The organism is Rhizobium sp. Leaf306, from assembly GCF_001423425.1.
Lineage (GTDB): Bacteria > Pseudomonadota > Alphaproteobacteria > Rhizobiales > Rhizobiaceae > Neorhizobium > Neorhizobium soli.
On sequence record NZ_LMNX01000003.1, the window covers coordinates 345,336 to 371,510 of the forward strand.

A 26,175-nucleotide genomic window follows, 5' to 3' on the forward strand; every position below is an offset into this window, starting at 1 on the left:
TCCTCAGGCGACTTCGATGAGCGCCTTGACCACCGCTTGCGCGGGATCCGTCAGTTTGGAAAACCGGTCCGGCACATCCGAAAGGTGCATGCGGTGCGTAATCAAGGCATCCGGAACATCGCCGGCGCGCATCGCGTCCATCACCCGCTCGAAGTCCGCAATCGTCGCGTTGCGGCTGCCGAGAAGCGTCGTTTCGCGCTTGTGAAACTCGGGATCCGAAAAGCCGATCGTGCTGGAGACGATCGACACCAGGACATAGGTGCCGCCGTGTCCGACAAAGGAGAAGCCGCGCTCCATCGCCTTCGGGTTGCCGGTCGCATCGAACACCGCGTCGAAGAAGTCACCGTTGGTGATCGCGGAAAGCTGGTCGGTGTCGTCATCGGAAAGCGGGACGGTGGACGCGATGCCCAACTGGCTCTTCGCAAAATCGAGCCTGTCTTCACGACCGTCGATGACAGTTACCTCGGCACCTTCGAGCTGCGCAAAAATTGCGACCGATAGGCCGATCGGGCCGGCGCCGACGACGAGAACCTTCTGACCCTTTTCGACCCGTGCGCGGGCGACCGCATGTGCGCCGATCGCCAGAAACTCGACCATAGCAGCCTGATCAAGGGTCAGTCCGTCTGCCTTCACCGCGAACTGCTCGGGAATGCTCAGATATTCCGTCATGCCGCCATCGCGATGGACGCCGAGCACACCGATATTGCGGCAGCAGTTGGTCTTGCCCTTCAGGCATGCGTTGCAGTGGCCACAGGAAATGTAGGGTATGATCGAAACGATATCGCCTACGTTGAGCGAGCTTCCCTCAGCCGCTTCTTCGACGGTTGCCGCCAGTTCGTGGCCCATCACGCGCGGATAGGAAAGATAGGGCTGGTTGCCGGTGAAGATATGCAGGTCGGTGCCGCAGACGCCGATACGGCGGACCTTCAGAAGGACCTCGCCTTCGCCACGTGCGGGCTTGTCCCGCTCGATCGCCGAAAGTTTGCCCGGTTCATCGCATATGATAGTCAGCATCCTAGATCTCTTTCAGTCGATAGAAACGTTTGGCATTGCCGCCGAAGACGGCTGAATGGTGCTCTGCCGGAACGATGTCCAGGCATTGCCGGAGCCACGCACCGTATTCCCCGGCAAGCCTCAGGACCGGCCAGTCGCTGCCCCAGATGACGTGATCCGGTCCGAACAGGTCGAAGATCGTTTCCGCATAGGGGCGCACGGATTGCGGCTTCTGGTCTCCCGCTTCGGTCAGAAGGCCCGATAGCTTGCAATGGACGTTCGGCAGGGCCGCCAGCGCTTTCATGCGGGCATACCAGTCGATAAACCGGCCCTCGGCGATCGGCGGCTTGGCGCCGTGGTCGATGACGATCTGAAGTTTCTGATGGCGCCGCGCGAAGTTGCAAAGCGGTGCCAGATGCCTCGGCAGAACAAGCGCATCGAACACCAGATCATGTTCGATCATCGTCGCGATACCGACGTCCAGCGCGGGATCGTCGATCCACCGGTCATCGCCCATGTCCTGCAGCATCGGGCGGAAACCCTTCAGCTTACTGTGGCTTGCCAGCTGTCGAATATTCTCCTGCACATCCGATGCTTTTAAATCCGTCCAGCCGACCACGCCCAGGATGAAAGGGTGGTTGTCGGCTAGATCCAGCATGAACTGCGTATCGGCTTGCGTCTCCATCGTCTGCACCAGCACGGTGCCATCGACGCCGGCCTCTTCCAGCAACGGCCGCAGATCGTCCGGCAGGAAATCCCGGTGAATGGCCTCAAGCTCCGGCCCTGGCCATTGGCCGGTCCGGTCGGCGATCCGCCAGAAATGCTGGTGGGCATCGATCCGCATCGATCAGGCTCCGATGCCGGGTAGAGGGGTGCCTTCGGCCAGAAGCCCGCTTTCGCTCAGGCGCGACCAGAAGGATGCAGGGATTTCCTCGGCAAACCAGTCCACATTCGAGGTGATCTGTTCGGCATTGCGGGCGCCGGAGACGATCGTCGCGACAGCCGGATGCGCCAGCGGGAACTGAAGTGCGGCCGCCTGAAGCGTCACGCCTTCTTCCTCGCAGACGGCACGCAACTGTTCGACGCGCGCAAGGATCTCAGCCGGCGCTTCGGTATAGTTGAACTTCTTGTTGCCGGCGAGCAGCCCGGAATTGAACGGTCCCGCGGCAACGATTGCAACACCTTGCTTCGCGCATTCATCCATGAAGCCGAGGCTGTCCTGTTCAAGCAGCGTGTAGCGACCGGCCAGCATCGTGCAATCGATGTCGAAAACCTTCATCGCGTCGGCGACGACTTCCCATTCGTTGACGCCGAGGCCGACAGCCTTGGTCGACCCTTCATCCCGCAATTTGCCCAGCGCCTTGAAGCCGCCGCCATCGGTCAGTTGCTGCCAGTAATGGTCGTGGCGGTCGCCATGCGTCATGCGACCGATATCGTGGATGTAGAGGATGTCCGGCTTCAGGATCCCAAGGCGCTGCTGGCTTGCCTCGAAGGACCGCAGAATGCCGTCATAGCTGTAGTCGTAGACAGGACGAAAGGGCAGGGGTTCGGCGTAGCCGTCCTCTTCCGGACCAACCGTCTCATCCGGCGTCATGACGCGCCCGACCTTGGTGCTCAGCACATAGTCTTCGCGGGGAAGATCGGTCAGCATCGTGCCAAGGCGGCGTTCGGAGCGGGTGTAGCCGTAGAAGGGTGCGGTGTCGAAATAGCGGATACCGGCATCCCACGCGGACTTAAAAGCGCCAGCGGATTCCGCATAGGGTGTGACGCGATAAAGGTTGCCCATCTGGGCGCAGCCGAGGCCGATCAGCGTCACATCCAAATCGACACGCGGGAATTTGCGGGTATCACTGGCGTTCATCGGGCAACCTTCATTTTATCACTGCAGAGAAAGACGATACGCGCCATTCGCGACGCGTATCGAGGCGGGGAGGCTTAGTAGAGAACGTTCTTGGCTTCCGGCTTGTCGATGTTGTCCTTGGTGACGACGACGACACCCGTATCGACAAACTTCTCGACCTTTTCCTTTTTCAGGAGCTTGGAGATCGTCTTGACGCCGAGATCGCCCATCTGGAACGAGCCCTGGACTGCGATCGCCTGAAGCGTGCCGTCCTTGACGAATTCCTGCAGATCCTGGTTACCGTCGAAGCCGATCGCGACGAGCTTGCCGGATTTGCCGGACTGCTTGATGGCGCGGCCCATGCCGATTGCCGTCGGCTCATTGGCGCCGAAGATGCCCTTAAGGTCGGAATTTGCGGCCAGAACGTCCGTGGTTTGGTTCAACGCCGTCGCCATCTGCGACTGCGAGTAGAACGGGCCGACGATCTGGAGCTTCGAGTTTGCCTTGATATAGTCTGTGAAGCCACCGACGCGGCCGATCTCAGAGCCGGCACCTGCCACATAGGACATGACGGCGATCTTGCCTTCAGTGCCGACCTTGCCGATCAGCGCCTTGGCAGCCAGTTCGCCGGCGGTCTTGTTGTCGGTCGCGAGGAACGACTGGTAATACTGTTCCGACCCCTTGCTCAGCATCGAGTCCACGATCACGACCGGAATACGGGCTTCCCAGGCCTTCTTCACGGCAGGGATCAGCGCATCTGGATCGGACGGCGCAAGCACGATGCCGGCGACGCCGCGATTGACGGCGTTTTCGACCATGTTGACCTGGTCGGCGATCGCCGATTCCGAAGCCGGACCCTGGAAGGTCATCGTATTACCGGCGCCGACTTCCTTCATGGCGGCATCAGCGCCCTTCTGGACGTTCTGCCAGAAGGTCGAGTTGACGGTCTTGACGATGACGGCGATCTCGGCTGCCTGTGCGGAAGCCGCACCCAAGATCATCGCCGAGGCAAGCAACGCGGTTGCTAGTTTCTTCATGTTCAATCCTCCTCAAACGGACGGCGTTTTCGCCGCCCCGGGGAACTCCCACCCCCATTGTCGCGGAAAGGGTCCGCACCCTTCTTCACCGGCGGTTGCGCAATTGATCGATCCAGACGGTGATCAGGATGACGAGGCCGATGATGATCTGCTGTGTGAAGGCGGAAACGCCGTTCATGTTGAGCCCGTTGCGCAGGATGCCGATGACGAAGGCGCCGATCGCCGTTCCGGAAATCGTGCCGACACCGCCGATCAGCGAGGTGCCGCCGATGACGGCGCTGGCGATTGCATCGAGTTCGTACATGACGCCTTCGTTCGGCTGGGCCGTCACGAGGCGGGACATCAGCACGCAACCGGTCAAACCAGCGAGCGTGCCTGACAATATGTAGGTGAAATTGGTCACGCGGGCGACATTGACGCCGGAAAGACGGGCCGCGTCCGCATTCGAACCGACGGCATAGATATGCCTGCCGAGCACGGAGCGGTTCAGCATGAAAGACACGGCGATCGCGATCACGATCATCAGGATGACCGGATAGGGAATGCCCGGGAAGACCACGGTCGGGAAGCCGTCGTCGCCGATGGTGACGACGCGAAACAACGAGCCGTTGCCAAGCACGCCGAAGGATTCGCCGAGGCCGGAAACGGCGCGGGCACCGGTAATCTGAAGCGCCACGCCGCGGGCGATCAGCATCATGCCGAGCGTCGCGATAAAGGGCGGCAGTTTCATCTGGGTCACCAGAATGCCGTTAATCAGGCCACAAAGGCTGCCGACCAGAATGCCGACGAACATGCCGAGCGGAACCGGCAGGCCGAGCTCTTTCACGCAGAGAGCCGCGACGACGCCCGCGAGCGCAAGCACCGAGCCGACGGACAAATCGATGCCGCCGGTAATGATGACGCAGGTGGCGCCGATACCGAGAAGAGCAATTGAGGTGACCTGCAAGGCGATTGTCATCGCATTGTTGACGGTGAAGAAGGCGTTGCTGCTGAAGGAGAACACCAGCACCAGAACGAACAGGCTGCCGAGCGCTGCAAACTTCTGGATGATGTCCTTTTGCCGGTCGCTCAGCGAAACACTGCGCGACTTCGAGGGTTCGGTAATATCAGCCATGCTTGCTCCTTGCGCCAGCGTCCGCACCTGATGTCCGGCTGTAGCCGGAGGCGTAGCGCATTATCTCTTCCTGGTTGGTCTTTGCCGTTTCCAGCACGCCGGTGATGCGGCCATGATGAAAGACCGCAACCCGGTCCGTCATGCCCATGATTTCGGGCAGTTCCGAACTGATCAGCACGACGCCGATGCCGTTTGCCGCCAGTTCGTCCATGATCCTGTAGATCGCGAGCTTGGCGCCCACGTCGATGCCGCGGGTTGGCTCATCGAAGAACAGGACCTTCGACTTGCGGAAAAGCCATTTGCCGATGATGATCTTCTGCTGGTTACCGCCCGAGAGAAGCCGCACCTGCTGCCGGATCGACGGCGTGCGGATGTTGAGGAGGTCGACGTATTCGTTGGCGACCTTGTCCTGCGCCTTGAAGTCGATCAGTCCCAGGCGATCGGAGAGCGCTTCCATATTGGCAAGCGTCATGTTTGCATCAACAGGCATCTTGATCGCCAGTCCCTGCGCCTTGCGGTCTTCCGAGAGGTAGGCAATGCCCGCATCGATCGCGTCCCGCGGGGAGGAGATCGACAGCGTCTGACCATGCAGGGTTATTGTCCCGGCATCGATCGCATCGGCGCCGAAGATTGCGCGTGCGACTTCCGTGCGCCCGGCACCCATCAGGCCTGCAAAGCCCAGAATTTCGCCGCGTCGAAGCGTGAACGAGATGTCGCTGAAGACACCGGTGCGATTGAGACCTTGCACGCCGAGAATGACGTCGTCACTCGGCGTCGAGGTCCTGTCAGGAAACTTTTCTTCCAGCGAGCGGCCGACCATTTTGGCGACGATGTCATCGACGGTCGTCGCGGCAAAATCGTCTGTGGCGATGTAACGACCATCGCGCAGCACCGTCACGCGATCGACGATCTCGGCCATCTCGTCAAGCCGGTGGGAAATGTAGACGACCCCGACGCCGGATGCCTTGAGATCACGGATGACCTTGAACAGAAGCCGCGTTTCCTGCTCGGTCAGAGACGAGGTCGGCTCGTCCATGATCAGCACTTCCGCATCCAGCGACAATGCCTTGGCGATCTCCACCATCTGGCACTGCGCCACGGAAAGCCCACGGACGGAGACATCAGGGCTGATATCCACACCGAGCCGGTCGAGGCAGCGTTTGGCATCTGCCCGAAGCTTCTTGCGATCGACCAGAAAGCCGCGGCGGGGCTCGCGGGCCAGATAGATGTTTTCGGCGACGGTCAGATGCGGAACGAGATTGAGTTCCTGGTGGATGATGGCGATGCCAGCGGATTCGGACTGCCGCGTCGACGAGAAATTCCGCTCTTCGCCCTTGTAGGTGATGGTTCCGGATGTGGGCTGATAAACGCCGCTGATGATCTTCATCAGCGTTGATTTGCCCGCACCGTTTTCGCCGCACACGGCATGCACTTCGCCGCGACGAAGGTCGAAGCTGACGTCGGCCAGAGCTTTGACGCCCGGAAATTCCTTTGAGATGTTGTCGAGCCGCAGAAGTGCGTCAGCTGCTGGCACGCCAACGGCCGGGCGCAAACGCGCCTCGAGTACCGAATGATCGGTCTGCATCCTCCACATCCTCCTCTTGTCGCAAGTTTGCGACTGCCGGTCAGCTCCACCCATCCGGTCTGGCCAATATTGCTAGGCGGCCTTACCAAAATGGTCAAGCCAGTTTCGTGGCGAAGGGCGAAATTTGTATTTTCTAAGCTTTACGGGACATATAGCTGTCGCCATTGGCCTTGCCAGTTCAACGGTCAGGCAATATGGTAAGGCCAGTTTTGGAGCGCTTATGAACGGAATTCGGATCCCGGAACGCCGGCTTTATCAACAGATCGCAGACCAGATCCGCGGCTTGGTGCAGAATGGGCAGTTTCGTTTCGGCCAGCGCCTGCCGGCGGAACGCGAGCTTGCGCAGCAGCTTGGTGTGTCGCGCCCCTCGCTACGCGAGGCGTTGATCGCGCTTGAACTGGACGGCACTGTCGAGATCCGCATGGGGTCTGGCGTCTATGTCGTTCCGGCCGCCGAGCGGCGCGCTGCATGGTCGGGGTCCATGGGAGAGAGCCCGGCCGAGCTGATGCAGGCGCGTGCGACAATCGAGGGTGCCGCCATCGTTCTTGCCTGCGCGCGCATCACGCCGGAGGCGCTTGCTACGCTTCGTCAAACGCTCGACGCGATGGCGATCGAGATAGAGGAAGGCCGCAAACCGGTCGACCAGGATCGCCAGTTCCACCTGACGATCGCCACCCAGTCGGGAAACAGTGTCATTGGCCGCATCATAGGCGATCTGTTTGACGATCGGCACAGCCCTCTTTCCGCCCAGCTTCGGGAGCATTTCGAAACACCGGAAACATGGAGTTGCGCCCTCGCGGAGCATGAGGAAATCCTGACCGCGCTGGAGGCGCGTGACGGGCTGCTAGCCCAGGCAATGATGCGCATGCATCTGGAGGAATCGAAACGCCGCTGGCTTGACCACTAGCAGCGGAAAACCAAAACCAACCCCGATTTTGATACCTCCAGGGAGGAGGTCCATTATGAATGACATGACATCCCCGGTCATCGTGCTCAATACTGCCGATGACGTTGCCGTTGCCCGCCGGTCGATCCAGCAGGGTTCGCCCGTTGGTATCGAGGCCTTGATGGCGCGCGATCTGATCGGCCGTGGCCACAAGGTTGCGCTCAGGGCGATTGCGGCCGGCCAGGAAGTCAAGAAATATGGCCAGGTGATCGGTCTTGCGACGCAGGACATCGCGCCCGGCAATCACGTGCACCTGCACAATCTGGCCATGCTCCCATCCACCCATGAGCACCAGTTCTGCGTCGATGGTGGCGACCGCGCCCTTTTGCCGCTCGAGCAGCGCCGGACGTTCATGGGTTTCGATCGCGGCCTCGGCGGCGCCGGAACGCGCAACTACATCGGCATCATTTCTTCGGTGAACTGTTCCGCCACCGTCTCCCGTTACATTGCGGACTATTTCAACCGCATGGGTGGGTTGGACGGGTTCGGCAATATCGACGGCGTCGTGGCGCTGACGCATAGCAGCGGCTGCGCGATCAACAACAAGTCGGAAGGCTATCGCCTGCTGATCCGCACCATCCAGGGCTATGCCCGTCATCCCAATTTCGGTGGGATCCTGATGATCGGCCTCGGCTGCGAGACCAACCAGATCGCACCGATCCTCGAACATTACCGTATGGAAGAGGGCGAGCGGCTGCGGACGATGACGATTCAGCAGCATGGCGGGACCAAGAAGACGATCGACGCCGCGATCGCCATCATCAAGGAAATGCTGCCCATGGTGAATTCCGCCGTGCGCACCGAGCAGCCCTTGTCGAAGCTGAAGCTTGCTCTCGAATGCGGCGGCTCGGATGGCTATTCGGGTATCTCTGCAAACCCGGCACTCGGCCATGCTTCGGATTTGATCGTCCGCAATGGCGGCACGACCGTTCTTGCCGAAACGCCTGAGATCTACGGTGCAGAACATCTGCTGACGCGTCGCGCGTCGACACCTGAGGTCGCGCAGAAGCTTCTGTCGCGCATCGATTGGTGGCGCGACTATACGGCGCGCAACGGTGACGAGCTGAACAACAATCCCTCCTACGGCAACAAGCTTGGCGGTCTCACGACCATTCTCGAGAAGTCACTCGGTGCTGTCGCCAAGGGTGGCTCCATGCCGCTGAAGGCGGTCTACGAGTTTGCCGAGACGGTGACAGAGCAGGGCTTCGTCTTCATGGACACGCCCGGCTATGATCCGGTCGCCGTGACCGGCCAGGTCGCCGGCGGCTGCAACGTCATCTGCTTCACCACCGGACGCGGCTCTGTCTCCGGCTTCAAGCCGGCCCCTTGCGTCAAGATCGCCACCAATTCCGAAATGTACGAGCACATGAAGGAAGACATGGACATCAACTGCGGAGGGATCGTCACCGGGGACGAGACGATCGAGCAGTCCGGCGAGCGTATTTTCGAGCATGTGATCGCTGTCGCGTCAGGCGAAAAGACCGTGAGCGAGATCTACGACTATGGCGACAACGAATTCGTGCCATGGCAGGTCGGCGCCGTCACCTGACGGAAAACGGATATTGCCCGTCGTGAAAACCGTGCTTACACCTGAGCGATAAGCCAAGCATGGGGAATCGCAGCGCATGACGACTAGCCGTTATTTTTCGAATGTGGGTGGCCTGCCGCCCCAAACGAACCTTCTCAGCAGCAAGGCGGTGTTCACAACCGCCTATGCGGTCATTCCGCGTACTGTCATGAGCGACATCGTCACCAGCACGCTGCCGCATTGGGAGAATGCGCGCGCCTGGATCATTTCCCGGCCGCTCTCCGGTTTCGCAGAAACCTTTGCGCAATACATCATGGAAGTCGCGCCGCAGGGCGGTAGCGCTCGTCCCGAGCCCGACCCGCGCGCCTCGGCCGCCATCTTCGTCGTGGATGGCGAGATGACGATGGAGATGGATGGCCAGCAAAACCAGTTGCGGACCGGATCGTTTGCCTATTTGCCCGCAGGCTCGAAATGGCAGATCTGGAACCGCAGTGGCGCTCCGGTGCGGTTCCACTGGGTTCGCAAGGCGTTCCAGGTGGTCGATGGTCTGGACCTGCCACCGGCGATCTTTACCCATGAGGACGACTGCGTGCTCGACCCCATGCCCGATACGGACGGCAAATGGGCGACGACCCGCTTCATCGATCCCTCAGACATCCGCTATGACATGCACCTCAACATCGTCACCTTCGAGCCGGGTGCGGTGATCCCGTTCATGGAAACCCACATCATGGAACACGGGCTCTATGTTCTCGAAGGCAAGGCCGTCTACCGCCTGAACCAGGATTGGGTCGAGGTGGAAGCCGGCGACTATATGTGGCTGCGCTCCTACTGCCCGCAGGCCTGCTATGCCGGTGGTCCCGGTCGCTTCCGCTACCTGCTCTACAAGGACGTCAACCGGCATCCCGCACTGTAACGGGATCTGCCGAAGCCGTTGCTGCACACGGCTTCGGCAGATCTCCCACCGAAAAATTTATCAAATGGTCAAAAATTTATCAGCCGATAAAATATCTTTGAGGCTCCGTCTGGCAAGTCATTGAAACTTATGAGAGGCTACAACTGGCACGTAGCTTGCGTCCGTTCTGTTTATCGCATTGTCTGGAAATCCAGCATGGAAGGATCGGAATATGGAAGTCGGAGTCTTCATCCCAATCGGCAACAACGGTTGGCTGCTTTCGGAAAACGCACCGCAGTACAAGCCGTCGTTCGAGCTGAACAAGGAAATCACGCTCAAGGCCGAAAAATACGGGTTTGATTTCGCGCTGTCGATGATCAAGCTGCGCGGCTTCGGCGGCAAGACGGAATTCTGGGACTACAATCTGGAATCCTTCACGCTGATGGCAGGCCTTGCCGCCGTCACGTCCAAGATCAAACTGTTCGGCACGGCCGCAACACTGATCATGCCACCGGCAATCGTTGCGCGCATGGCAACGACGATCGACAGCATTTCCGGCGGACGCTTCGGCATCAATCTGATCACCGGCTGGCAGCGCCCCGAATACAGCCAGATGGGGCTCTGGCCCGGCGACGACTATTTCGCCGATCGCTATGCCTATCTCGGCGAATACACGACCGTTCTGAAGGAACTGCTGACCACCGGTCAGTCGGATCTCAAGGGCAAGTATTTCCAGATGGACGACTGCCGCATGAAGCCGATCCCGGAAGGGGATGTGAAGGTGATCTGCGCGGGCTCATCCAATGCCGGCATGGCATTCTCGGCGGAATATGCCGATTACAGCTTTTGCTTCGGCGTCGGCGTCAACACACCGAAGGCCTTTGCGCCGACCAACGAACGGCTGCTGGCAGCCACAGAAAAGACCGGCCGCGACGTGCGCTCGTTCGTGCTGACCATGGTTCTTGCCGAGGAGAAATCCGAAGACGCTTGGGCCAAGTGGGAGCACTACAAGGCCGGTGCCGATCAGGACGCGATCAAGTGGCTCGGCCTCCAGAGCGCTGTTGATACCAAGTCCGGCTCCGATACCAATGTCCGCCACATGGCAAACCCGGTTTCGGCGGTCAACATCAACATGGGAACGATCATCGGCTCCTACGCCGAAGTCGCGGCGATGCTGGACGAAATGGCGGAAGTGCCGGGCACCGGTGGTGTCATGCTGACCTTCGACGATTTTCTCGAAGGCATCGAAAAATTCGGACAGTTCGTGCAGCCGCTGATGAAGAGCCGCCAGCACATCAAGATGGAACTGGAGGCTGCGGAATGACTGTTGTCGCAGGATATCAGGCACCGGCAAGCCGTCTGGAAAGCGTGACGCTTCCCGCACGACCGGAACCGATCTCGATGAAGCCATCGGAAACCGCTGTCGTCGTCGTCGACATGCAGAACGCTTATTCGACAGAAGGCGGCTATGTCGATCTCGCCGGCTTCGACATCGCCGGCGCCAAGGGCACGATCGCGAATATCAAGAAGACGCTGGATGCAGCGCGCGAGAACGGCGTGCAGGTTATCTATTTCCAGAACGGCTGGGACAAGGACTATGTGGAAGCCGGCGGCCCCGGTTCTCCCAACTGGCACAAGTCGAATGCACTGAAGACTATGCGGGCGCGGCCGGAACTGCAGGGCCAACTGCTTGCCAAGGGCACCTGGGATTACGCGATCGTAGACGAGCTGCAGCCGAAGCCGGGCGACATCCTTGTGCCGAAGACCCGCTACTCGGGCTTCTTCAACACCAATATGGACAGCGTTCTGCGCGCACGCGGCATCCGCAATCTCGTCTTCGTCGGCATTGCCACCAATGTCTGCGTCGAAAGCTCGCTGAGAGACGCTTTCCACCTCGAATATTTCGGCGTGATGCTGGAGGATGCGACCCACCACCTGGGACCTGACTTCATTCAGCAGGCGACCGTCTACAATGTCGAGAAATTCTTCGGCTGGGTCGCGACCGTCAATGATTTCTGTGGCGCCATCAGCCAGGCCGCTCCGACCGATATGTGAATTTGAAAAACAAAGAGGAGAACGGAATGCCAAAGTCGATCATCGTTCCGGAAGGAACCCAGAAGCCGATCGCGCCCTATTCGCCGGGAACGCTGGCAGACGGCATTGTCTACGTCTCGGGGACTTTGCCCTTCGACAAGAACAACGACGTCGTCCATGTGGGTGATGCCGGAGCACAGACACGTCACGTCCTGGAGGTCATCAAATCCGTCATCGAGACCGCCGGCGGCACGATGGAGGATGTCACGATGAACCATATCTTCATCACCGACTGGGCAAATTACCAGGCCGTGAACAAGGTCTACGCGGAGTATTTCCCAGGCGACAAGCCCGCCAGGTATTGCGTGCAGTGCGGCCTGGTTAAGCCGGATGCTCTCGTCGAGATCGCCACCGTCGCCCATATCGGCAAGTAGCGGCATGGTTCATTACGACATTCACGGCGCGTCGGGAGAGGACGCGCCGACCATCATCCTGTCCTCCGGCCTCGGCGGCAGCGGCGCCTACTGGACGCCGCAGATCGAGGCGCTTTCCGAGCACTTCCGGGTGATCACCTACGATCACTTGGGAACTGGCCGTTCCCCTGGCGATGTGCCCGAGCAAGGCGGCATCGCGGCCATGGCGGATGACGTCATGAAGCTCGCGGAAGAGCTCGGCCTCAAGACATTCAGCTTCATGGGCCATGCGCTTGGTGGTCTAATCGGGCTCGAGATCGCCGCACGCCAGCCGGAGGTGATCGACAGGCTTGTGCTGATCAATGCATGGGACAAGGCCGATCCGCATTCCGGCCGCTGTTTCGACGTGCGGATTGCGCTTCTCAAAAACTCCGGCGTCCCGGCCTTCGTGAAGGCGCAACCGCTGTTTCTCTATCCGGCCGTCTGGATGTCTGAAAACGCCGAACGCATGAATGCCGAGGAGGCGCATGCAGCGGCCCATTTTCAGGGCGAGCAGAATATCATGAGGCGCATTGCGGCTCTGAGAAGCTTCGACATCGGCGACCGGCTTGCCGAAATCACCCATCAGACCTTGCTGGTCGCCACGAAGGATGATCTCCTTGTGCCCTACACCCGCTCGGTACGGCTTTCGAACATGATGCCCCATGCCGAACTCGCTTTGCTGGATTTCGGCGCACATGCGGTGAATATCGTTGATGCACCGAAATTCAACAAACTCGTGGTAGATTTTCTAAGCCGGGTTTGATTTCATCTGTACGCTCGAGCTGAAAGTTTTGAGATAGCCATGTCCGTGAATGCATCTGCCCCTGCGCTCGACGTTAATCCAGAAGTCGTTGACGCACGGATGAACTTTCGAAACGCGATGTCGCGCCTAGGCGCCGCCGTTCATATCGTCACCACGGATGGACCGGGTGGCCGTGCCGGATTTGCCGCAACCGCTGTCTGCAGCGTTTCCGACAGTCCCCCGACGCTTCTCGTTTGCCTCAACCGAACCTCGAGCGCCTATTTGCCGCTTAAGGAAAACGGCGTCCTCTGCGTCAACGTCCTCTCGGCCGACCATGCAGACCTCAGCCAGCTTTTCGGGGGCAAGACGCCCGTCGATGAACGGTTTGCCGGAGCAACGTGGGCGCCACTAACAACGGGCAGCCCGGCACTCGACGACGCTCTCGTCTGTTTCGATTGCCGCGTTGTGTCCGTTGCCGACGGTCACACGCATGACATCCTGATCTGCGAAGTGCTCACCACGGTGCAGCCAAAGGCTGGTCAGTCGCTTATCTATCTCGATCGAAAGTATCACGCGCTTTAGTGGGGAGTGACATTGGGGTTTATTCAGACGAGCAATGCTCGGATGATCGCCCAAGGTCAAAGCGCATGGTCTGAACGTAAGGGCAGGAGTTCATGGGAAGCACAATGTGGTGCCTGGCAGCTGTCGCGGAAATCGCGATTGTCGTCGCGGCGGTCGTCTATACGGCGCGCGACCGCCGGAAGCAGCAGCGGAAAAGCCGCCGGAACGCGTACAGAAATGGCAACCGTTAAGACGTTTCTTCTGCGGTAGAAAATCGATGTTCACCGGCAGACTTTAAACCGATCCCGTCATCAAGATCGTCTGCGACCGACCGGGTTACCGAGAATGCCGCGCGAATATGTCTCGGGGTCCCGTACGGTCAGCGTTCAAGCACTCTGATTCTCATGGATCGACGCTTTTCAGGTGAACGGCAAGGCTGTCCCGAATTGGAACGCACACCCTCGTGCATGGTCCTTTTTGGTAAGCATCTGAGTGAATATCAACCACCTCATTCGCGTTGTTTTTCAACGAGTTCTGACATTGTTTCAGAATTAACTATCGCACTACATATCAATTGAGTGATGGACGGCGAGGGCTATATCTCATCGGAGAAAGGTCCCCGCAAGCCGTGGTCTGACCTTCAAACGAGGCAGATATGGGTAAGCCATCACTACATCCTGGCGACGTTTACGCACAGGAAAGCACGATGGGCCACTGGCCCACGACGCTGCTTGGCGGTCTTCCCGTTGTCCGCTGCAGCATGGATGAGGCGGCGCAGGGTTTCATCGATGAAGCGCTCCTTCACCGGGGCAGCAGTGCCAAGCCGTTCTATTCCACCTCGGCAAACGGACAGGTGATCGCGATGTGCGCGAAGAAGGCCGACTTTCAGGATTTGATGCTGGAAGCCGACCAGATCCACGCCGATGGCATGCCCATGATCATGTATTCCAGAATGTTTTCGTCGCATCCTGTATCCGAACGGATCGCGACGACCGATCTCGTGCATTCCGTGGCAGTCAAGGCAGAGCGGGCAGGTGTCAGTTTCTATTTTCTCGGCGGAACCGAAGAGGTCAACGCCAAGGCAGTCGCCGCAATGCGGACCAGGTATCCAAACCTCACATTCGCTGGGCGCAGAAACGGCTACTTCAAGCGTGGCGAAGAGGATGCGGTGATCGCCGACATCCAGGCAAGCAAGCCCGATATTCTATGGATCGGGTTGGGCTTTCCGCTTGAGCAGGCCTTTGTCAGCCGGAACATCGACCGGTTGCGATCTGTCGGTGTGATCAAGACATCAGGCGGTCTATTCGACTTCGTCTCGGGGAAAAACGCCCGCGCGCCGTTGTGGATGCAGCGGTACGGGTTGGAGTGGGCCTACCGGATGTATAATGAGCCACGCCGCCTGACGATGCGGTATCTGCTGTCGAACCCGGCTGCCATTCGAGCGCTGTTTACCCACTCGAATTGATCGGGTGCTGACTTCCGATGAAGGCAGGTCATTGATGCGCTCATCACGAGCCGCGCGTCACGCGCCAGGTTTGTAGAAGCTGTCGACGATGCCGGCCGCGAACGACCATTTCGGGCGGATAATGCTTCCGTCGATCGCTTCCATGTAACCATTGCCATTCAGCGTATGCAGCTTTCGGCCGGGCCAGTGCTTGCCGGGGCTCAAGTGCTTTACGATCACCTGATCGAACCGTTCGTCATCCAGGCGCGTCACTTCGGCAAGGCTCAAAGCTGCCCCATAGCCGTTGCGGCAATCCTGCACGGGACGCAGGAGTTTGCCGTCGCGCCATATCATGTTGCCCGCGGGTCTCGCGGATCGGTCGTTGATGACAAGCGGGTTCGCGGCGTGCGGTCGCCAGGGGCCGAGAAGCGTTTCCGCCGACCATAAGCAGAGCGTATCGGAATAGCCGCCGATACCATCCCTTGTCACAGCGAACATCCAGAACTTTCCCGCGTGCTGGATGATTGTCGCATCGGCGGCCTCGATGCCGGAAACAAGTGTCGCGTGTTTTTCCCAGCCGAACGGAAAGCGCGTTGCCCTGTAGATGGAAATCTCGCCGCTGAGAGACGCCTCCGGAACCATCCAGATCTCACCATCCGCTTCGATGAGGAACGGATAAGACAGATGCCAGGCCTCTTCCAGAACAGGGATGGCTGGGCCCGGCCGTCCTTGTTCGTCAAACTCGACGACGCTGATGATGCCCTTCTGGGTCTTCTGATCAAGATCCTCGAAGAAGAGATAGTCCTTGCCCTGCCAACGAAACGGAAACGGGTCTGCGTAAAAATGGTCGATTGGGTCCGCGAGAACCTGCCAGGGTGTCCCGCCGAGGTCGCGTCGTTGCCAAACGTCATTGTCAGAGGTGACCCGACGCCAGCCGATCCGCCAGTGGGGAGCGTGGCAGCATAGCCGATAGGCAGCGCGGGCCGCGGCAGATGCCAGCATCTTGGCGCTACGAACAGTCACCGCTTTGCGGCTGATAGCGCGTGCGTGTGGCTGGGCCGTGTTGTCTGCAATACGCGGCGCGCGCGGTTCTTCCGGCAAAGCCTTGATGAGAAGGATGGCTGTCCGTGACCAAACGGCTTCCATCGCGCCACCGATACCAGCCGCAGCTTCGAGGGACGCAAAGCCATCGGCAACAATCCAGCGCTCGCCGGAAGGCAGGGTGCACTCAATCTCGATATGCGGTGTTCCCTCGAAAAACAGCGCCGAAGCGAGACTGAATTCACCGGCGTGGCCGTTGAACAACGGCCGATAGATCCGTGTCGATCGGGGGGATGCGCTTCGGTTCGATGTGAGGTCGATGACAATATCCGGAGCTGCGTTGTCTGACCGGGTTCGCCAGTCCGCCAGCGCATCCGGCTCAATACGGTCGCAGAGGCACGGCTGATGGCGTCGAAGCACCATCTTCTCAAGCTGCAAAAGGCTTTCGAGGGCAGGCTGCGCTGCCTGATCAGCCCCTTGGACCAATTGAAGGCGCACCGTGGTACCGGCGGCGCGCTGCTCAAGCCGACGGCAGAGCCACTGTATCCACGCCGATGTGGACGAGCGCTCCGCCACAATCTCGATGGTCAGCGGAGGGACGGAGTTTGAAACGCTGTCCATCGTCATTTATTTCTGAAGCTGTCCGGACGCCTGCAACCTGTCTTCCGATGTTTTCGGCTGTCGCCGGATCAGGCGCCGGTAGCCGTCGACCATTGCATCGAGCGAGTGTTGTTCGCGCAGCCGCTGCCCGCACTCCGATAGCCTTTGCCGCAGAAGGGGATCGGAAAGTACAGCGCGAACTGCTTTTGCAAATGACGCCGTATCGGTCGTATCGACGAAAAGGGCACAGGGCTCTCCCCTGACCTGCAAGACTTCTCGCATGACGGACAGGTCGGAACTCACAACCGGAATGCCGGCCTGAGCGGCTTCCACCGGCGCGAGGCCGAACGTCTCTCCAGACGTCGGGAAAACGAAGACGTCGAGGCTTTTCAGGAAGGCGCCGATTTCGCTGGACGGCATCTCGCCTGCGAAATGAAGCCGATCCGAAACGCCGAGTTCTGCGCCGAGAGCTCGCAGTCGCGGCGCTTCCGGTCCCTGACCTGCCAGTGCCAGATGGACATCTGGCATGACCGGCAACAATCTGATGGCGAGATCAATTCGTTTGATGGCGTTGAGACGGGCGACGCTTCCGATGATCGGGACGTCGGCTGGAAGGCCGAATTTTGCCCGCGCTTCCTGCTGCGTCATCGAAACGGTTCTGTCGGCAAAGCCGTGCGGAACATAGGTCAGTCGACGCTTGTAGGATGCCGGGTGTCCTTGGTAGTCCAGCCAGGTGGCCTTCGAATTTACAGTGATCTCGTCGTAGCAGCCGGCAAGGCCAAGCAGCTTATCGACGAGGGCGACCGGCCAGGAAATCGTCGCCTGCGGTGAGACGTGGTTGGCAATGATCAGTGGTACACCGAGCAAGCGACCGACCGGAGCAGCGACAACATTGCCGAAATGCTGAAAGGTCAGCATCACGTCGGGCTTTATCGTGCGCACGAGCTGCGACAGACGACGAAGCATGGCGAGGTTCTGCGAAATCCCCTGCGGTCTCGGATCTGCCGCAAAATGCGCATTTTCGAAGTGGTCGCAGCCGCTGGTCTTGCGATAGAGGAACAGGTGATGCGCCTCGAATTCGGGCTGTCCGGAAATCGCTGGTTTCGACAGCTGTTCGGCGAGAAGGCGCGTGATCTCCTGAGCGCCCGCTGCTTCAGCTTGCGTCTGGATAAAGAGAAGACGTGTCGGACGTCGCTGCGCGCTCTCGGCCATAGGTTTTCCGGTTCACTCGTATAGTGACGATAAAGACAGCGAAAGCTCAAGAGAGGCTAAACACGATACTTAGCTTTCGAACGATACTGCGTATTACTGGGATTTTCTTGGAAGTCGTGAGGCGCGGACGTTTTGCGCGGCGCATGACCTCACCTCGACGTCTTGAACGCAGAAGAGCGGCGGGGAGCCCCTTTTTCAGCGTTGCTCTTGATGATGATCTTTGTGTACTCGCTGACCATCAGATTGAGAGAGTAACGTTCGGCGAGTTCGCGTCCCGATGCGGAGAGCCGGTCATACAGCGCCTTGTCTGCAAGCAGCAACTCGATGCAGCTGACGAATTTATCAGTGTTTTCGGCATCGACGAAGAGGGCACAGGCGGATCTTTCCACCTGCAGGACTTCGCGCAGCACCGGCAGGTCGTTCGCGATGACAGGCACGCCTGCCTGCGCGGCCTCAACGGCTGCAAGCCCGAATGTCTCTGCGGCCGTCGGAAACGCGAAGACGTCGAGACACGCAAGGAAAGTCCCGATCTGCTCCGGGTTGACCTCTCCTGCGAAATGGACACGGTCTGCAACGCCAAGCGTCTGGGCGAGAGCCTCGAGGCATTCTCTGTGTGGGCCTTGGCCGGCAATGGCCAGGTGCAGATTTGGCACATGCGGCAGCGTTGAGATTGCCAGATCAATGCGCTTCAGAGGATGCAACCGGGCGACCGTTCCCATGATCGTCACATCCTTGGGCAGATCGAAACAGTCCCTTGCCTTCTCTTTCGATAACGACGTGGTTTTCTGCGCAAAGCCATGCGGAATATGGACCAGCCGTTTGCGGTAGCTTCGTGCATAGGACTGGAAGTAATTCCAGGTCGCATGGGAGTTGACGGTTATCACGTCATAGAAACCAAGCGTGCCGAGGATGCGATCGGCCAGGCCAACAAAGCGGTTCACGGTTGCGGGCGAGGACACCTGATTTGCGACGATATAGGGTATGCCCATTGCCCGCCCGACAAGTGCACCGAGCACATTGCCGTAGTGCTGAAAGGTCAACATCGTATCCGGCTTGATCTTGCGAACGATGGAGAAAAAATTCCGCGCGAAGGCGAGACATTCGCCAAGGCTTTGAGGCCTGCGGGGTGCTGCAAAATGGATATTGGGGAAGTGATCGCAGCCATCGGTCTTCCGGTACAGGAAAAGATGGTGCGTTTCGTATTCCGGCACGCCCGTCAGTTGCCTACGCGAAAGCTCCTGGCCGAGAAGCCGCGAGATCTCCTGCGCGCCCGCCAATTCCGCCTGAGTTTGCAGAAAAAGCACACGCCTCGGCTGCCTGGCTCGGTTGGACAATTTCAACTCCTAATTGGTGGGGCAATAGTAGATTGTTCGTCTAAACAATAGGCTAACAGCATCGTTTCCAACAGTAACGATGATTTGTGCGGGTATCGTAAACGTATTATTTCACTTCTTACGTTGATGCCGGCAAACGACCGCGATGAACTCGGACGCCGCCATGCAGATAGACTGCGTCTGCTTTTTGAAGTCCTGGATAGTGCTGGTACACTTGTCGCCTGATCGAGAAGACAAGGATGAGAAAGATGAAGATCAGGAGAGACGTCGACCGACCGATTTCGTTCTCGACGAGGTTGTTGACGGTGTACATGTTGACGTAGGCAAACGACAGGCCGATGAACTTGTCTCTGACATTTCCGACCGATACGACGAGCAGAAGATAGGTCGCTGACAGTGCTGCGAGAAACAGCAGGAAGCCGGCGATGCCGCCTTCGATGATGAGCGTGATATAGCCGTTGTGGAAGTTGTCGAGCACCCAGCCATAGACGCTTTTGAAGCTCGTCAGGCGTTCCGGAGTCCAGAAGCTGTCAAGGCCGAAGCCGAAGATCTCGCGTCCCTGCAATTCACGAAAGCCGTAGCTCCAGATCTTCATGCGGCTGTTGGTATCGACAGTGATGCCTGCAACGCCGATCTTGTCGGCATCGACCACGAACGTCGTCGAGACGAGATTGATGATCGGTATCGCGAACAGGAGACCGGTGAGCAGTGCTAGTCTCTGGAGGAGCTTTGGCAGTCTGGAAATCACAATCGATGCGACGCCCAGAACTGATATAAGCTGGCCGCCGCGCGATCCTGCCATATAGACCGCGAGCAAGGCGATCCCGACCATTGCGATACGACCGACAAGCGCGCCCCATTGCGCGAGCGGCGTGACGCGTTGGCGCAGGGGAAGACCAACGCCCGCGATCAGCGCGTAGGCCGCATATGCTGCGAGCCCGTTCTTTTGCCCGGCAATGCCGCGCCACTTTCCCGCATGCTCCCAGCTGCTGTCGACACCGATCGAAGGGACCAGCAGCGCGACCAGAACGCAGACGACAACGAAGGTGGAGAGGGCCGCGAACATGACCCGCAGCGACTGTTCGAGCGTCAGCGTGTTGGCGATCGCAAGCGACGTCACCAGCGCGTTGAAGATCAGGATTGCCTTAATGTAGCTGTCGGCACTTTGCACGCCCCACACCGCGGAAAAACTGACATAGAGCAGGAACGCTGCAAGCAGGGTGCATTCTATGCCGGAGGGGATCCTGAGCCCCACCTTGATAAACGCCACCACGACGATCCAGCCGGAGAGCATCAGGAAGACGAGATAACGGGCCTGCTCCGTCCAGGAGGGCAGCTTCAGCTCTTCGGCCGGCACCCACATGGAAAGAAGCAGAAGCAGGAACATGGCCGGTGCGATATAGCGATGCGCCATTTCAAAATCCGCCTCGTATCCGTTAATCCAAATGCCTCAAAGTCCCTACTCCTGAAACCCTTAAACCGGCATTAAGCGGCGGGTCGTCGGCAAGGTTATCCGTTCGATCGGTCAGGCTTGGCTTAAAACAATCTTAAGCACAGGCTGTGATAAATGCGGTGGAATGAGAGAGCCGGTGCTCTGCCATTAGCCGTGAGACGTGAACCGAATGCAGCCTCCATATCCAGCTCGGTCGAACAGCTCCGCACCTGAAGGGCTGACAAACTACCTTCAGATCGATCTGGGGCGGCTGGCCTATTGGCTGCGCCAAAAATTCCGCTGGATCGTCGCAGCTGCCCTCATCGGATTGGTACTTGCAGTTTCCTACACGGTCATTTCCAAGCCGCGTTATACGGTGACGAGCGAACTCGTCATCGATCCCGCCGGTCTGCAGATCGTGGGCGAAGAGACGGGTTCGCGCAACGACATGCGCGAAACGCTGCTCCTCAACGCCGACAGCAAGCTTCAAACCCTGCTGTCGCGCAACGTGCTTCTCCGGGTGATCGAAAAGCTCGATCTTACCAACGACATCGAATTCGTTCCAGCTGGCGGTTTTAGTCTGTTCAGCTTCGGTGGACCCGCGACGCCGGTCGATCCGAGAATCATCGCGCTGGAATCTCTCAACAAGAGACTTGCAGCCCAGCGGGATGAGAAATCCTTCGTGCTGTTCATGTCGGTCTGGACATGGGATGCCGAGAAATCCATTCGGATTTCGCAAGCGCTGATCGAGGAATTCAAGGCCGAACTCAATGCCGGCGATGTCGACGGCGCGAAGAGAACGACAGACTCGCTTCTTGCACGGCTCACCGAGCTGAAGAAGGGTGTCATCGAGGCCGAAGAGGCCGTCGAAACATTTCGGCGCGAAAGCGGCCTTCGCTCTTCGCAAGGCGAGCTTTCTAGCAGCCGTTCCATGGTCCAGGTCGACACCCAGTTGCGCGAGGCTCGCGAACGTCTGATCGCCGCTGACTCGCGCTACAAGCAGATGCTTGCTGGTGGCAACGATTCCTTGGCGATGCAGTCCGCAACGCTTGCCGCGCTGCGGGCCCAGTATTCGACCCTCAAGCAGGAAGCCGACGAGCAGTTGCTGACGTTCGGTACAAGGCATCCGAGGAGGGCCGCGGTTCAGTCGCGGCTGCAGTCGCTCGACCAGGAAATCGCCCGGGAAATGTCCCGGCTGACGCTAGCCGCCCGCAACGAATACGATCAGGCAAAGGCCGTTGTCGAAAAGCTCGAAGGTGAATCGAAGACCGTTTCTACCAGTGTGTTCTCGGATAACGATGCGCAGGTGCGTCTGAGGGAATTGTCGCGAGAGGCATCTGCGAGAGCCGCAGTCTACGAAGCCTTTCTCGGACGGGCGCGAATGGCAGCCGAACGGCAACAGCTCGATACGACCAATCTCCGTGTAATCTCTGCTCCCATCGCTCCGAGAGAGCGGAGCTGGCCGCCGAGCATCGCGCAGGCGGCCGTTTTCGGCGCCGCAGTCGGACTGACATTGGGTGCACTCGGCGTGCTCGCTTTCGGCATCGCGATGGATGTCAATCATCCGCAACGGGGGCCGGAACACGCCCGCACCGAGACGCTGGACGAAGACTATCCGAAAGAGATCGAGCGCAAGCCTGCACCGCGCACCGGTTCGTTGTTGTCGATGCTCCCGGACGAGCCATCGCCTGCGCCGCGCTCGTATCGGTGGAACCCGGACGCCTGATGGGTCGCAGTTCTGCCCGAGAGAATAGGGCGGATTTTAATGGTCGGCCTCACTCCATGTTAACCGATTTGGAAAGAACAAAGCCCGCGTTTACTCATCGCTGGCCGGAGTGCTGTATCTGAGAACCAGGTCAGACCTTCGCTTTATCTGTTCCAGCGAAGATATCCTGAAAGTATCAAGACCGGTTTTCGACCCTTGGTGGCGAACGGATGTTAGGGAGTGGATTTCAATGAATTCTATGCTCATGAACAATGACATCATTGCTAACTGGGAAGACCGCCACGCGCGTTTGTTCGGCAATGAGATCGTCAAGCTCAATCATCGTCTCCTCGAGACAGGTCTGTTCTCGAGGGAGGCTGTCGGCAAGTTGATCGAACGCTGCCCGGATAGCGAGTTCGGGCTGGAATCCATGTCCGACGACATCACCAACCCATCGCGACTCTATGGCGTCCGCAACGGCATTTCGGGCGCTGAGGCACTCGCTGCAGTCGAAAAGGGCCGCATGTGGATGAACATTCGTCGCGTGATGGACTGGGCGCCGGAATATGGCCGTTTGCTCGACACGATCTTTTCCGAATTCGCCGGCCGCATGCCCGGGTTCGAGACCTTCAAACGCAATCTCGGAGTGCTCGTCTCGTCTCCCAACGCCAACGTCTTCTACCACGCCGATATCCAGGGCCAGTCGCTTTGGCAGATCGAGGGCAGCAAGCGGGTCTATCTTTACCCGCGCTCGGAGGTGTTTCTGCGCCCGATGCAGGTGGAGAAGATCCTGCTGCGCGAGACCGATGAAAAAATACCCTACGAGACGTGGTTCGACGAATACGCAACGGCTGTCGATCTGCATCCGGGAGAAATGGTGACATGGCCGCTTTATGCACCGCATCGCGTACAGAACCATGATTGCATGAACATCTCCGTGACGATGGAGCATTGGACGAAGCAGATCTGGAATTCCTACGCGGTCCATTATGGCAACGGCGTGTTTCGCCGCACGCTCGGCGTGAAGGGCCTGTCGACCGAAAATTCGGGCCTGCATGTCTATCCGAAGGCGGCGGCGGCCTTTGCCTGGAAAAAGGCTGGGAAGCAGAAAAAGGGTGATGTCGTCGTCAAGCGCGATTTCAAGCTTGATGCATCGGCCGAAGGCGGTCGGGTCGCACTGAGCTGAGAACAGGACAAACTGCCGAAGACAATTCCCCGCCAGAGTACGATCGAGAAAAGCCCTGAAGCCATGAAAGTCACCGTAGAAGAGACGTTCGATTTTTCAGGGCCGGAATATCGCCGCCTCTATTCGGAAGGGAAGGGCACTGCCTTTCAGGCGCCGATGTGGCTCGACATGCTGCACCGGCGCCTAGGTCCTTCCCTCGGCGCGAAGCAGCGGACAGTGACGTTCCGCAACGAAGCCGACGACAGTCTCCTTGCCGTGCTTCCCCTCGTGATGCAGCGCTCATCCGGGGTAATGATGATCCAGCCTGCGGATTTCGGTATCAGCGACTACAACACGATCGTCTGCGACGCGGAGCGTTTCGAGCAGATCGCCGCATCACCGGCCGTTCTAAAGGCGTTGCGCGAAACGCTTCGCGGTGCCGACATTTTGATGTTTCGCAAGGTCCGTGCCGACGGGTTCGACATCCAGCGTCTGTTCAAGGGGGCTCGCGAAAGCCGGGGAGAGAACTCTGCCTACGCTTTCGATATCGGCGACGATTTCGACCATTGGCGCCTAAAGGTGATGAACCGCAACTTCACCAAGAACCTTGGCAGGTTGCACCGACAGACGGAAGCGGCCTACGGCCCCTACCTGCACAAAGCCATTACGGACGAGCAGGAAATCCGCGCGGTCTTCGACTTCCTTCGGGAGGCGCGACAGGACCGTTATTCGGAGAACCTGCTGGATCGCCATGAATATTTCGATCTCTATCGTGATTATGCCGTCGCAGCGGCGGCTTCAGGAGAAGCTGTGCTCTACGTCAGCTATCTCGCTGGAGAACCTGTCGCTGCCCTGTTCGGGCTGGCAGGCGACGGCGAGTTTCACGCAACGCTGCTTGCATCCGACATCAAGAAGCATCAAAAAATCTCGGCCGGGATGCAGATCCTTTACCGTGTCGCCCAGCTGCGGCACGAGAACGGCCACAAAGTCATGGATCTCTGCCTCGGCGACCCGGGTTACAAGACGCATTTCCGCCCGACGGAAACGGCGATGCGCAATATCACCGTATCTCTCACTCTCAAGGGAGCGGCAATCGCTGCGATTTATCACCATGCGAAGCCGCTGAAGAATTTTCTGAGAAGAGGCGTTTCCAATGTCAGGTGATGCATCCGAGCACGGAGTGCCCGCTGCCGACCGCAGCTTTATCGGTCGGATCGCGGCACTTCTGCGCCGGCCGGATATCGGCGGCATGGCAGTCGTTGTTGGCGTCAAGATCGGCATGGTGCTTCTCAACTTCACGCTGATCACGCTTGCTGCCCGTCTACTCGATCCCGAAGCGTTCGGGCATTACTCGATCCTCTACTCGGCGGCTGGGCTGCTCTGCATCGTGGCAGCAGCCGGGCAGGAGCCGTTCGTTCTGCGGATGTGGAACGAAATGACGGCGGCGGGCAATGCCGCGAAGCTTAAAGGCGCGCTTTATTTCACGCTGCTTTTGTCGCTCAGCGGCACCGTGATCGTTGCAATCGGCCTGTATTTTTGGGCTTCCGCTTTGGTCGACGGCCAGACGGCGATAACATGCGTCATCTACATGATGATCGTCTCCGTCCTGCAAATCTGCATGCATCTCGTGCGAACCGAGATCGGCGTTGCCTCGGGAGACGGCGCGGGCAACGCGATTGTCGGGAGCGTGCCCGTCCTCTATCTGCTCGCCTGTCTGTTCAGCGGGACACGTCCGGATACGGCCCATCTTTTCCTGGCCTTGGCGGTCGGAGCAGGTCTTGCTCTCCTTCTGCAGCTCTATCTCATCCGCGGACGAATCCTGCATCGTTTTCCGGACTTTAACCGTATCCGTGCGGTTGCGGACTACCGGCTATGGCTTCCGCGATCGGTCCGCTTCTGGCTTGCGACATCCCTCGAGGCAACCAATCAGTATATCGATGTAATCATCATCGGCTATCTGATGGACCCGGTAATCGCAGGGGCCTATTTCGTGACCGTTCGCCTCGCCAATCTGTTTGCGGCTGCCGCAGATTCCGTCAATCTTTTCGGAACGCGCCATCTCCCGGGGCTCTACTATCGCGGAGAACAGCGGGCGCTCAACAAGATGCTCGACAGCCTTGCCTGGATAACCCTTGCCTTCAGCGCGATCGGCCTGATCGGCATTCTGGTCGGCGGCTATTTCGCCCTTCTGCTGATCAACGAACCCTATGCTGCGTATTTCCCGGAACTGCTGGTCCTCTGCCTCGGCACTGCGGCGCTCGGAACGACCAGGCCCTCTGTGATCATGCTGCTTCTGGCAGGCCACGAAGGACGCTATCTCCAGATCATGGCCGTGTGCGTCGTGGTGCGGATTGCCGGCTTCTTCCTGTTCGTCCCGCATTTCGGGGTGATGGGCGCCGTTGCGACGACCGCTGCCGCTTTCGCGCTTCAGTCGATCGTCTTGCGCATTGCGGACAAAGCCCTGACCGGGTTCGATTCGTCGATGTTCCGGCTTCTCCTGAGGCGGGCATGA

23 protein-coding genes are annotated in these 26,175 nt (G+C 59.0%); 13 read left to right on the top strand and 10 right to left on the bottom strand.

The genetic code is table 11. The annotated features are described in order from the left end of the window. Positions 1-3 precede the first annotated feature (3 nt). The 6 genes from ASG19_RS15035 to ASG19_RS15060 all read right to left on the bottom strand — a co-directional run bounded on the left by ASG19_RS15035 (position 4) and on the right by ASG19_RS15060 (position 6,569). Positions 4-1,014, bottom strand: coding sequence for a zinc-binding alcohol dehydrogenase family protein (locus ASG19_RS15035; RefSeq protein ID WP_062458924.1), 1,011 nt, complete (start codon positions 1,012-1,014; stop codon positions 4-6). Between the two features lies 1 nt (position 1,015). Then, positions 1,016-1,837, bottom strand: coding sequence for an amidohydrolase family protein (locus tag ASG19_RS15040; RefSeq protein ID WP_062458927.1), 822 nt, complete (start codon positions 1,835-1,837; stop codon positions 1,016-1,018). A gap of 3 nt (positions 1,838-1,840) precedes the next feature. Further along, positions 1,841-2,854 carry an aldo/keto reductase gene (locus ASG19_RS15045; protein WP_062458930.1) on the bottom strand — a complete coding sequence of 338 codons (1,014 nt, stop codon included), beginning with the start codon at positions 2,852-2,854 and terminating at the stop codon, positions 1,841-1,843. A gap of 74 nt (positions 2,855-2,928) precedes the next feature. After that, positions 2,929-3,870, bottom strand: a complete 942-nt coding sequence (locus tag ASG19_RS15050) for an ABC transporter substrate-binding protein (RefSeq protein WP_062458933.1) — start codon at positions 3,868-3,870, stop codon at positions 2,929-2,931. Between the two features lie 85 nt (positions 3,871-3,955). Beyond that, positions 3,956-4,984, bottom strand: a complete 1,029-nt coding sequence (locus ASG19_RS15055) for an ABC transporter permease (protein ID WP_062458936.1) — start codon at positions 4,982-4,984, stop codon at positions 3,956-3,958. Further along, positions 4,977-6,569, bottom strand: a complete 1,593-nt coding sequence (locus ASG19_RS15060) for a sugar ABC transporter ATP-binding protein (RefSeq protein WP_062458939.1) — start codon at positions 6,567-6,569, stop codon at positions 4,977-4,979. The genes ASG19_RS15055 and ASG19_RS15060 overlap by 8 nt, the downstream gene beginning before the upstream one ends. Positions 6,570-6,789: 220 nt before the next feature. Between ASG19_RS15060 and ASG19_RS15065 the strand changes: the two genes are divergently transcribed. From ASG19_RS15065 to ASG19_RS15105, 9 genes are all read left to right on the top strand, one after another. Further along, on the top strand, positions 6,790-7,476 hold the full coding sequence (locus tag ASG19_RS15065) for a FadR/GntR family transcriptional regulator (protein WP_062458943.1): 687 nt from the start codon (positions 6,790-6,792) through the stop codon (positions 7,474-7,476). A gap of 55 nt (positions 7,477-7,531) precedes the next feature. Further along, entirely contained in the window at positions 7,532-9,064 is a 1,533-nt protein-coding gene (locus tag ASG19_RS15070; RefSeq protein ID WP_062458946.1) for an altronate dehydratase family protein, read from the top strand. 76 nt (positions 9,065-9,140) lie between these two features. Further along, positions 9,141-9,959, top strand: a complete 819-nt coding sequence (locus ASG19_RS15075) for a bifunctional allantoicase/(S)-ureidoglycine aminohydrolase (RefSeq protein ID WP_062458949.1) — start codon at positions 9,141-9,143, stop codon at positions 9,957-9,959. Between the two features lie 211 nt (positions 9,960-10,170). Beyond that, positions 10,171-11,262 carry a pyrimidine utilization protein A gene (gene rutA, locus ASG19_RS15080; protein WP_062458952.1) on the top strand — a complete coding sequence of 364 codons (1,092 nt, stop codon included), beginning with the start codon at positions 10,171-10,173 and terminating at the stop codon, positions 11,260-11,262. After that, complete coding sequence (rutB, locus tag ASG19_RS15085; protein WP_062458955.1) at positions 11,259-11,993, top strand: pyrimidine utilization protein B; 735 nt, start codon at positions 11,259-11,261, stop codon at positions 11,991-11,993. The genes rutA and rutB overlap by 4 nt, the downstream gene beginning before the upstream one ends. A 26-nt stretch (positions 11,994-12,019) precedes the next feature. Then, on the top strand, positions 12,020-12,406 hold the full coding sequence (gene rutC, locus ASG19_RS15090) for a pyrimidine utilization protein C (protein WP_062458958.1): 387 nt from the start codon (positions 12,020-12,022) through the stop codon (positions 12,404-12,406). A gap of 4 nt (positions 12,407-12,410) precedes the next feature. After that, positions 12,411-13,190, top strand: a complete 780-nt coding sequence (gene rutD / locus ASG19_RS15095; protein ID WP_062458961.1) for a pyrimidine utilization protein D — start codon at positions 12,411-12,413, stop codon at positions 13,188-13,190. A gap of 39 nt (positions 13,191-13,229) precedes the next feature. Continuing rightward, entirely contained in the window at positions 13,230-13,751 is a 522-nt protein-coding gene (locus tag ASG19_RS15100) for a flavin reductase (RefSeq protein WP_062458964.1), read from the top strand. 685 nt (positions 13,752-14,436) lie between these two features. Then, positions 14,437-15,195 carry a WecB/TagA/CpsF family glycosyltransferase gene (locus ASG19_RS15105; RefSeq protein ID WP_062458967.1) on the top strand — a complete coding sequence of 253 codons (759 nt, stop codon included), beginning with the start codon at positions 14,437-14,439 and terminating at the stop codon, positions 15,193-15,195. A 57-nt stretch (positions 15,196-15,252) separates the two neighbouring features. Here the strand turns inward: ASG19_RS15105 and ASG19_RS15110 are convergent, their stop codons facing one another. The 4 genes from ASG19_RS15110 to ASG19_RS15125 all read right to left on the bottom strand — a co-directional run bounded on the left by ASG19_RS15110 (position 15,253) and on the right by ASG19_RS15125 (position 20,775). Then, the gene (locus ASG19_RS15110; protein WP_156466524.1) at positions 15,253-16,836 is read right to left on the bottom strand and encodes a hypothetical protein; all 1,584 of its coding nucleotides are present in this window, start codon (positions 16,834-16,836) and stop codon (positions 15,253-15,255) included. Positions 16,837-16,842: 6 nt separating this feature from the next. Beyond that, a complete protein-coding gene (locus ASG19_RS15115) occupies positions 16,843-18,027 on the bottom strand; it encodes a glycosyltransferase family 4 protein (protein ID WP_062458973.1) in 1,185 nt (394 codons plus the stop codon). A 149-nt stretch (positions 18,028-18,176) separates the two neighbouring features. Then, positions 18,177-19,361, bottom strand: coding sequence for a glycosyltransferase family 4 protein (locus tag ASG19_RS15120; protein WP_244476186.1), 1,185 nt, complete (start codon positions 19,359-19,361; stop codon positions 18,177-18,179). 118 nt (positions 19,362-19,479) lie between these two features. After that, positions 19,480-20,775, bottom strand: coding sequence for an O-antigen ligase family protein (locus ASG19_RS15125; protein WP_062458976.1), 1,296 nt, complete (start codon positions 20,773-20,775; stop codon positions 19,480-19,482). Between the two features lie 208 nt (positions 20,776-20,983). Between ASG19_RS15125 and ASG19_RS15130 the strand changes: the two genes are divergently transcribed. From ASG19_RS15130 to ASG19_RS15145, 4 genes are all read left to right on the top strand, one after another. Beyond that, on the top strand, positions 20,984-22,519 hold the full coding sequence (locus ASG19_RS15130; RefSeq protein ID WP_062458979.1) for a GumC family protein: 1,536 nt from the start codon (positions 20,984-20,986) through the stop codon (positions 22,517-22,519). Between the two features lie 229 nt (positions 22,520-22,748). Further along, positions 22,749-23,684: a hypothetical protein gene (locus tag ASG19_RS15135; protein ID WP_062458982.1), complete on the top strand. Its 936-nt coding sequence runs from the start codon at positions 22,749-22,751 to the stop codon at positions 23,682-23,684. Between the two features lie 63 nt (positions 23,685-23,747). After that, positions 23,748-24,827, top strand: a complete 1,080-nt coding sequence (locus tag ASG19_RS15140) for a GNAT family N-acetyltransferase (protein ID WP_062458985.1) — start codon at positions 23,748-23,750, stop codon at positions 24,825-24,827. Continuing rightward, complete coding sequence (locus ASG19_RS15145) at positions 24,817-26,175, top strand: lipopolysaccharide biosynthesis protein (RefSeq protein WP_062458988.1); 1,359 nt, start codon at positions 24,817-24,819, stop codon at positions 26,173-26,175. Before ASG19_RS15140 ends, ASG19_RS15145 begins: the two co-directional genes overlap by 11 nt.

Excerpts from the sequence above, each read along its gene's own strand:
- ASG19_RS15035 (WP_062458924.1), bottom strand. The coding sequence starts at position 1,014 with ATGCTGACTATCATATGCGATGAACCGGGCAAACTTTCGGCGATCGAG.
- ASG19_RS15040 (WP_062458927.1), bottom strand. The coding sequence starts at position 1,837 with ATGCGGATCGATGCCCACCAGCATTTCTGGCGGATCGCCGACCGGACC.
- ASG19_RS15045 (WP_062458930.1), bottom strand. The coding sequence starts at position 2,854 with ATGAACGCCAGTGATACCCGCAAATTCCCGCGTGTCGATTTGGATGTG.
- ASG19_RS15050 (WP_062458933.1), bottom strand. The coding sequence starts at position 3,870 with ATGAAGAAACTAGCAACCGCGTTGCTTGCCTCGGCGATGATCTTGGGT.
- ASG19_RS15055 (WP_062458936.1), bottom strand. The coding sequence starts at position 4,984 with ATGGCTGATATTACCGAACCCTCGAAGTCGCGCAGTGTTTCGCTGAGC.
- ASG19_RS15060 (WP_062458939.1), bottom strand. The coding sequence starts at position 6,569 with ATGCAGACCGATCATTCGGTACTCGAGGCGCGTTTGCGCCCGGCCGTT.
- ASG19_RS15065 (WP_062458943.1), top strand. The coding sequence starts at position 6,790 with ATGAACGGAATTCGGATCCCGGAACGCCGGCTTTATCAACAGATCGCA.
- ASG19_RS15070 (WP_062458946.1), top strand. The coding sequence starts at position 7,532 with ATGAATGACATGACATCCCCGGTCATCGTGCTCAATACTGCCGATGAC.
- ASG19_RS15075 (WP_062458949.1), top strand. The coding sequence starts at position 9,141 with ATGACGACTAGCCGTTATTTTTCGAATGTGGGTGGCCTGCCGCCCCAA.
- rutA (WP_062458952.1), top strand. The coding sequence starts at position 10,171 with ATGGAAGTCGGAGTCTTCATCCCAATCGGCAACAACGGTTGGCTGCTT.
- rutB (WP_062458955.1), top strand. The coding sequence starts at position 11,259 with ATGACTGTTGTCGCAGGATATCAGGCACCGGCAAGCCGTCTGGAAAGC.
- rutC (WP_062458958.1), top strand. The coding sequence starts at position 12,020 with ATGCCAAAGTCGATCATCGTTCCGGAAGGAACCCAGAAGCCGATCGCG.
- rutD (WP_062458961.1), top strand. The coding sequence starts at position 12,411 with ATGGTTCATTACGACATTCACGGCGCGTCGGGAGAGGACGCGCCGACC.
- ASG19_RS15100 (WP_062458964.1), top strand. The coding sequence starts at position 13,230 with ATGTCCGTGAATGCATCTGCCCCTGCGCTCGACGTTAATCCAGAAGTC.
- ASG19_RS15105 (WP_062458967.1), top strand. The coding sequence starts at position 14,437 with ATGGGCCACTGGCCCACGACGCTGCTTGGCGGTCTTCCCGTTGTCCGC.
- ASG19_RS15110 (WP_156466524.1), bottom strand. The coding sequence starts at position 16,836 with ATGGACAGCGTTTCAAACTCCGTCCCTCCGCTGACCATCGAGATTGTG.
- ASG19_RS15115 (WP_062458973.1), bottom strand. The coding sequence starts at position 18,027 with ATGGCCGAGAGCGCGCAGCGACGTCCGACACGTCTTCTCTTTATCCAG.
- ASG19_RS15125 (WP_062458976.1), bottom strand. The coding sequence starts at position 20,775 with ATGGCGCATCGCTATATCGCACCGGCCATGTTCCTGCTTCTGCTTCTT.
- ASG19_RS15130 (WP_062458979.1), top strand. The coding sequence starts at position 20,984 with ATGCAGCCTCCATATCCAGCTCGGTCGAACAGCTCCGCACCTGAAGGG.
- ASG19_RS15135 (WP_062458982.1), top strand. The coding sequence starts at position 22,749 with ATGAATTCTATGCTCATGAACAATGACATCATTGCTAACTGGGAAGAC.
- ASG19_RS15140 (WP_062458985.1), top strand. The coding sequence starts at position 23,748 with ATGAAAGTCACCGTAGAAGAGACGTTCGATTTTTCAGGGCCGGAATAT.
- ASG19_RS15145 (WP_062458988.1), top strand. The coding sequence starts at position 24,817 with ATGTCAGGTGATGCATCCGAGCACGGAGTGCCCGCTGCCGACCGCAGC.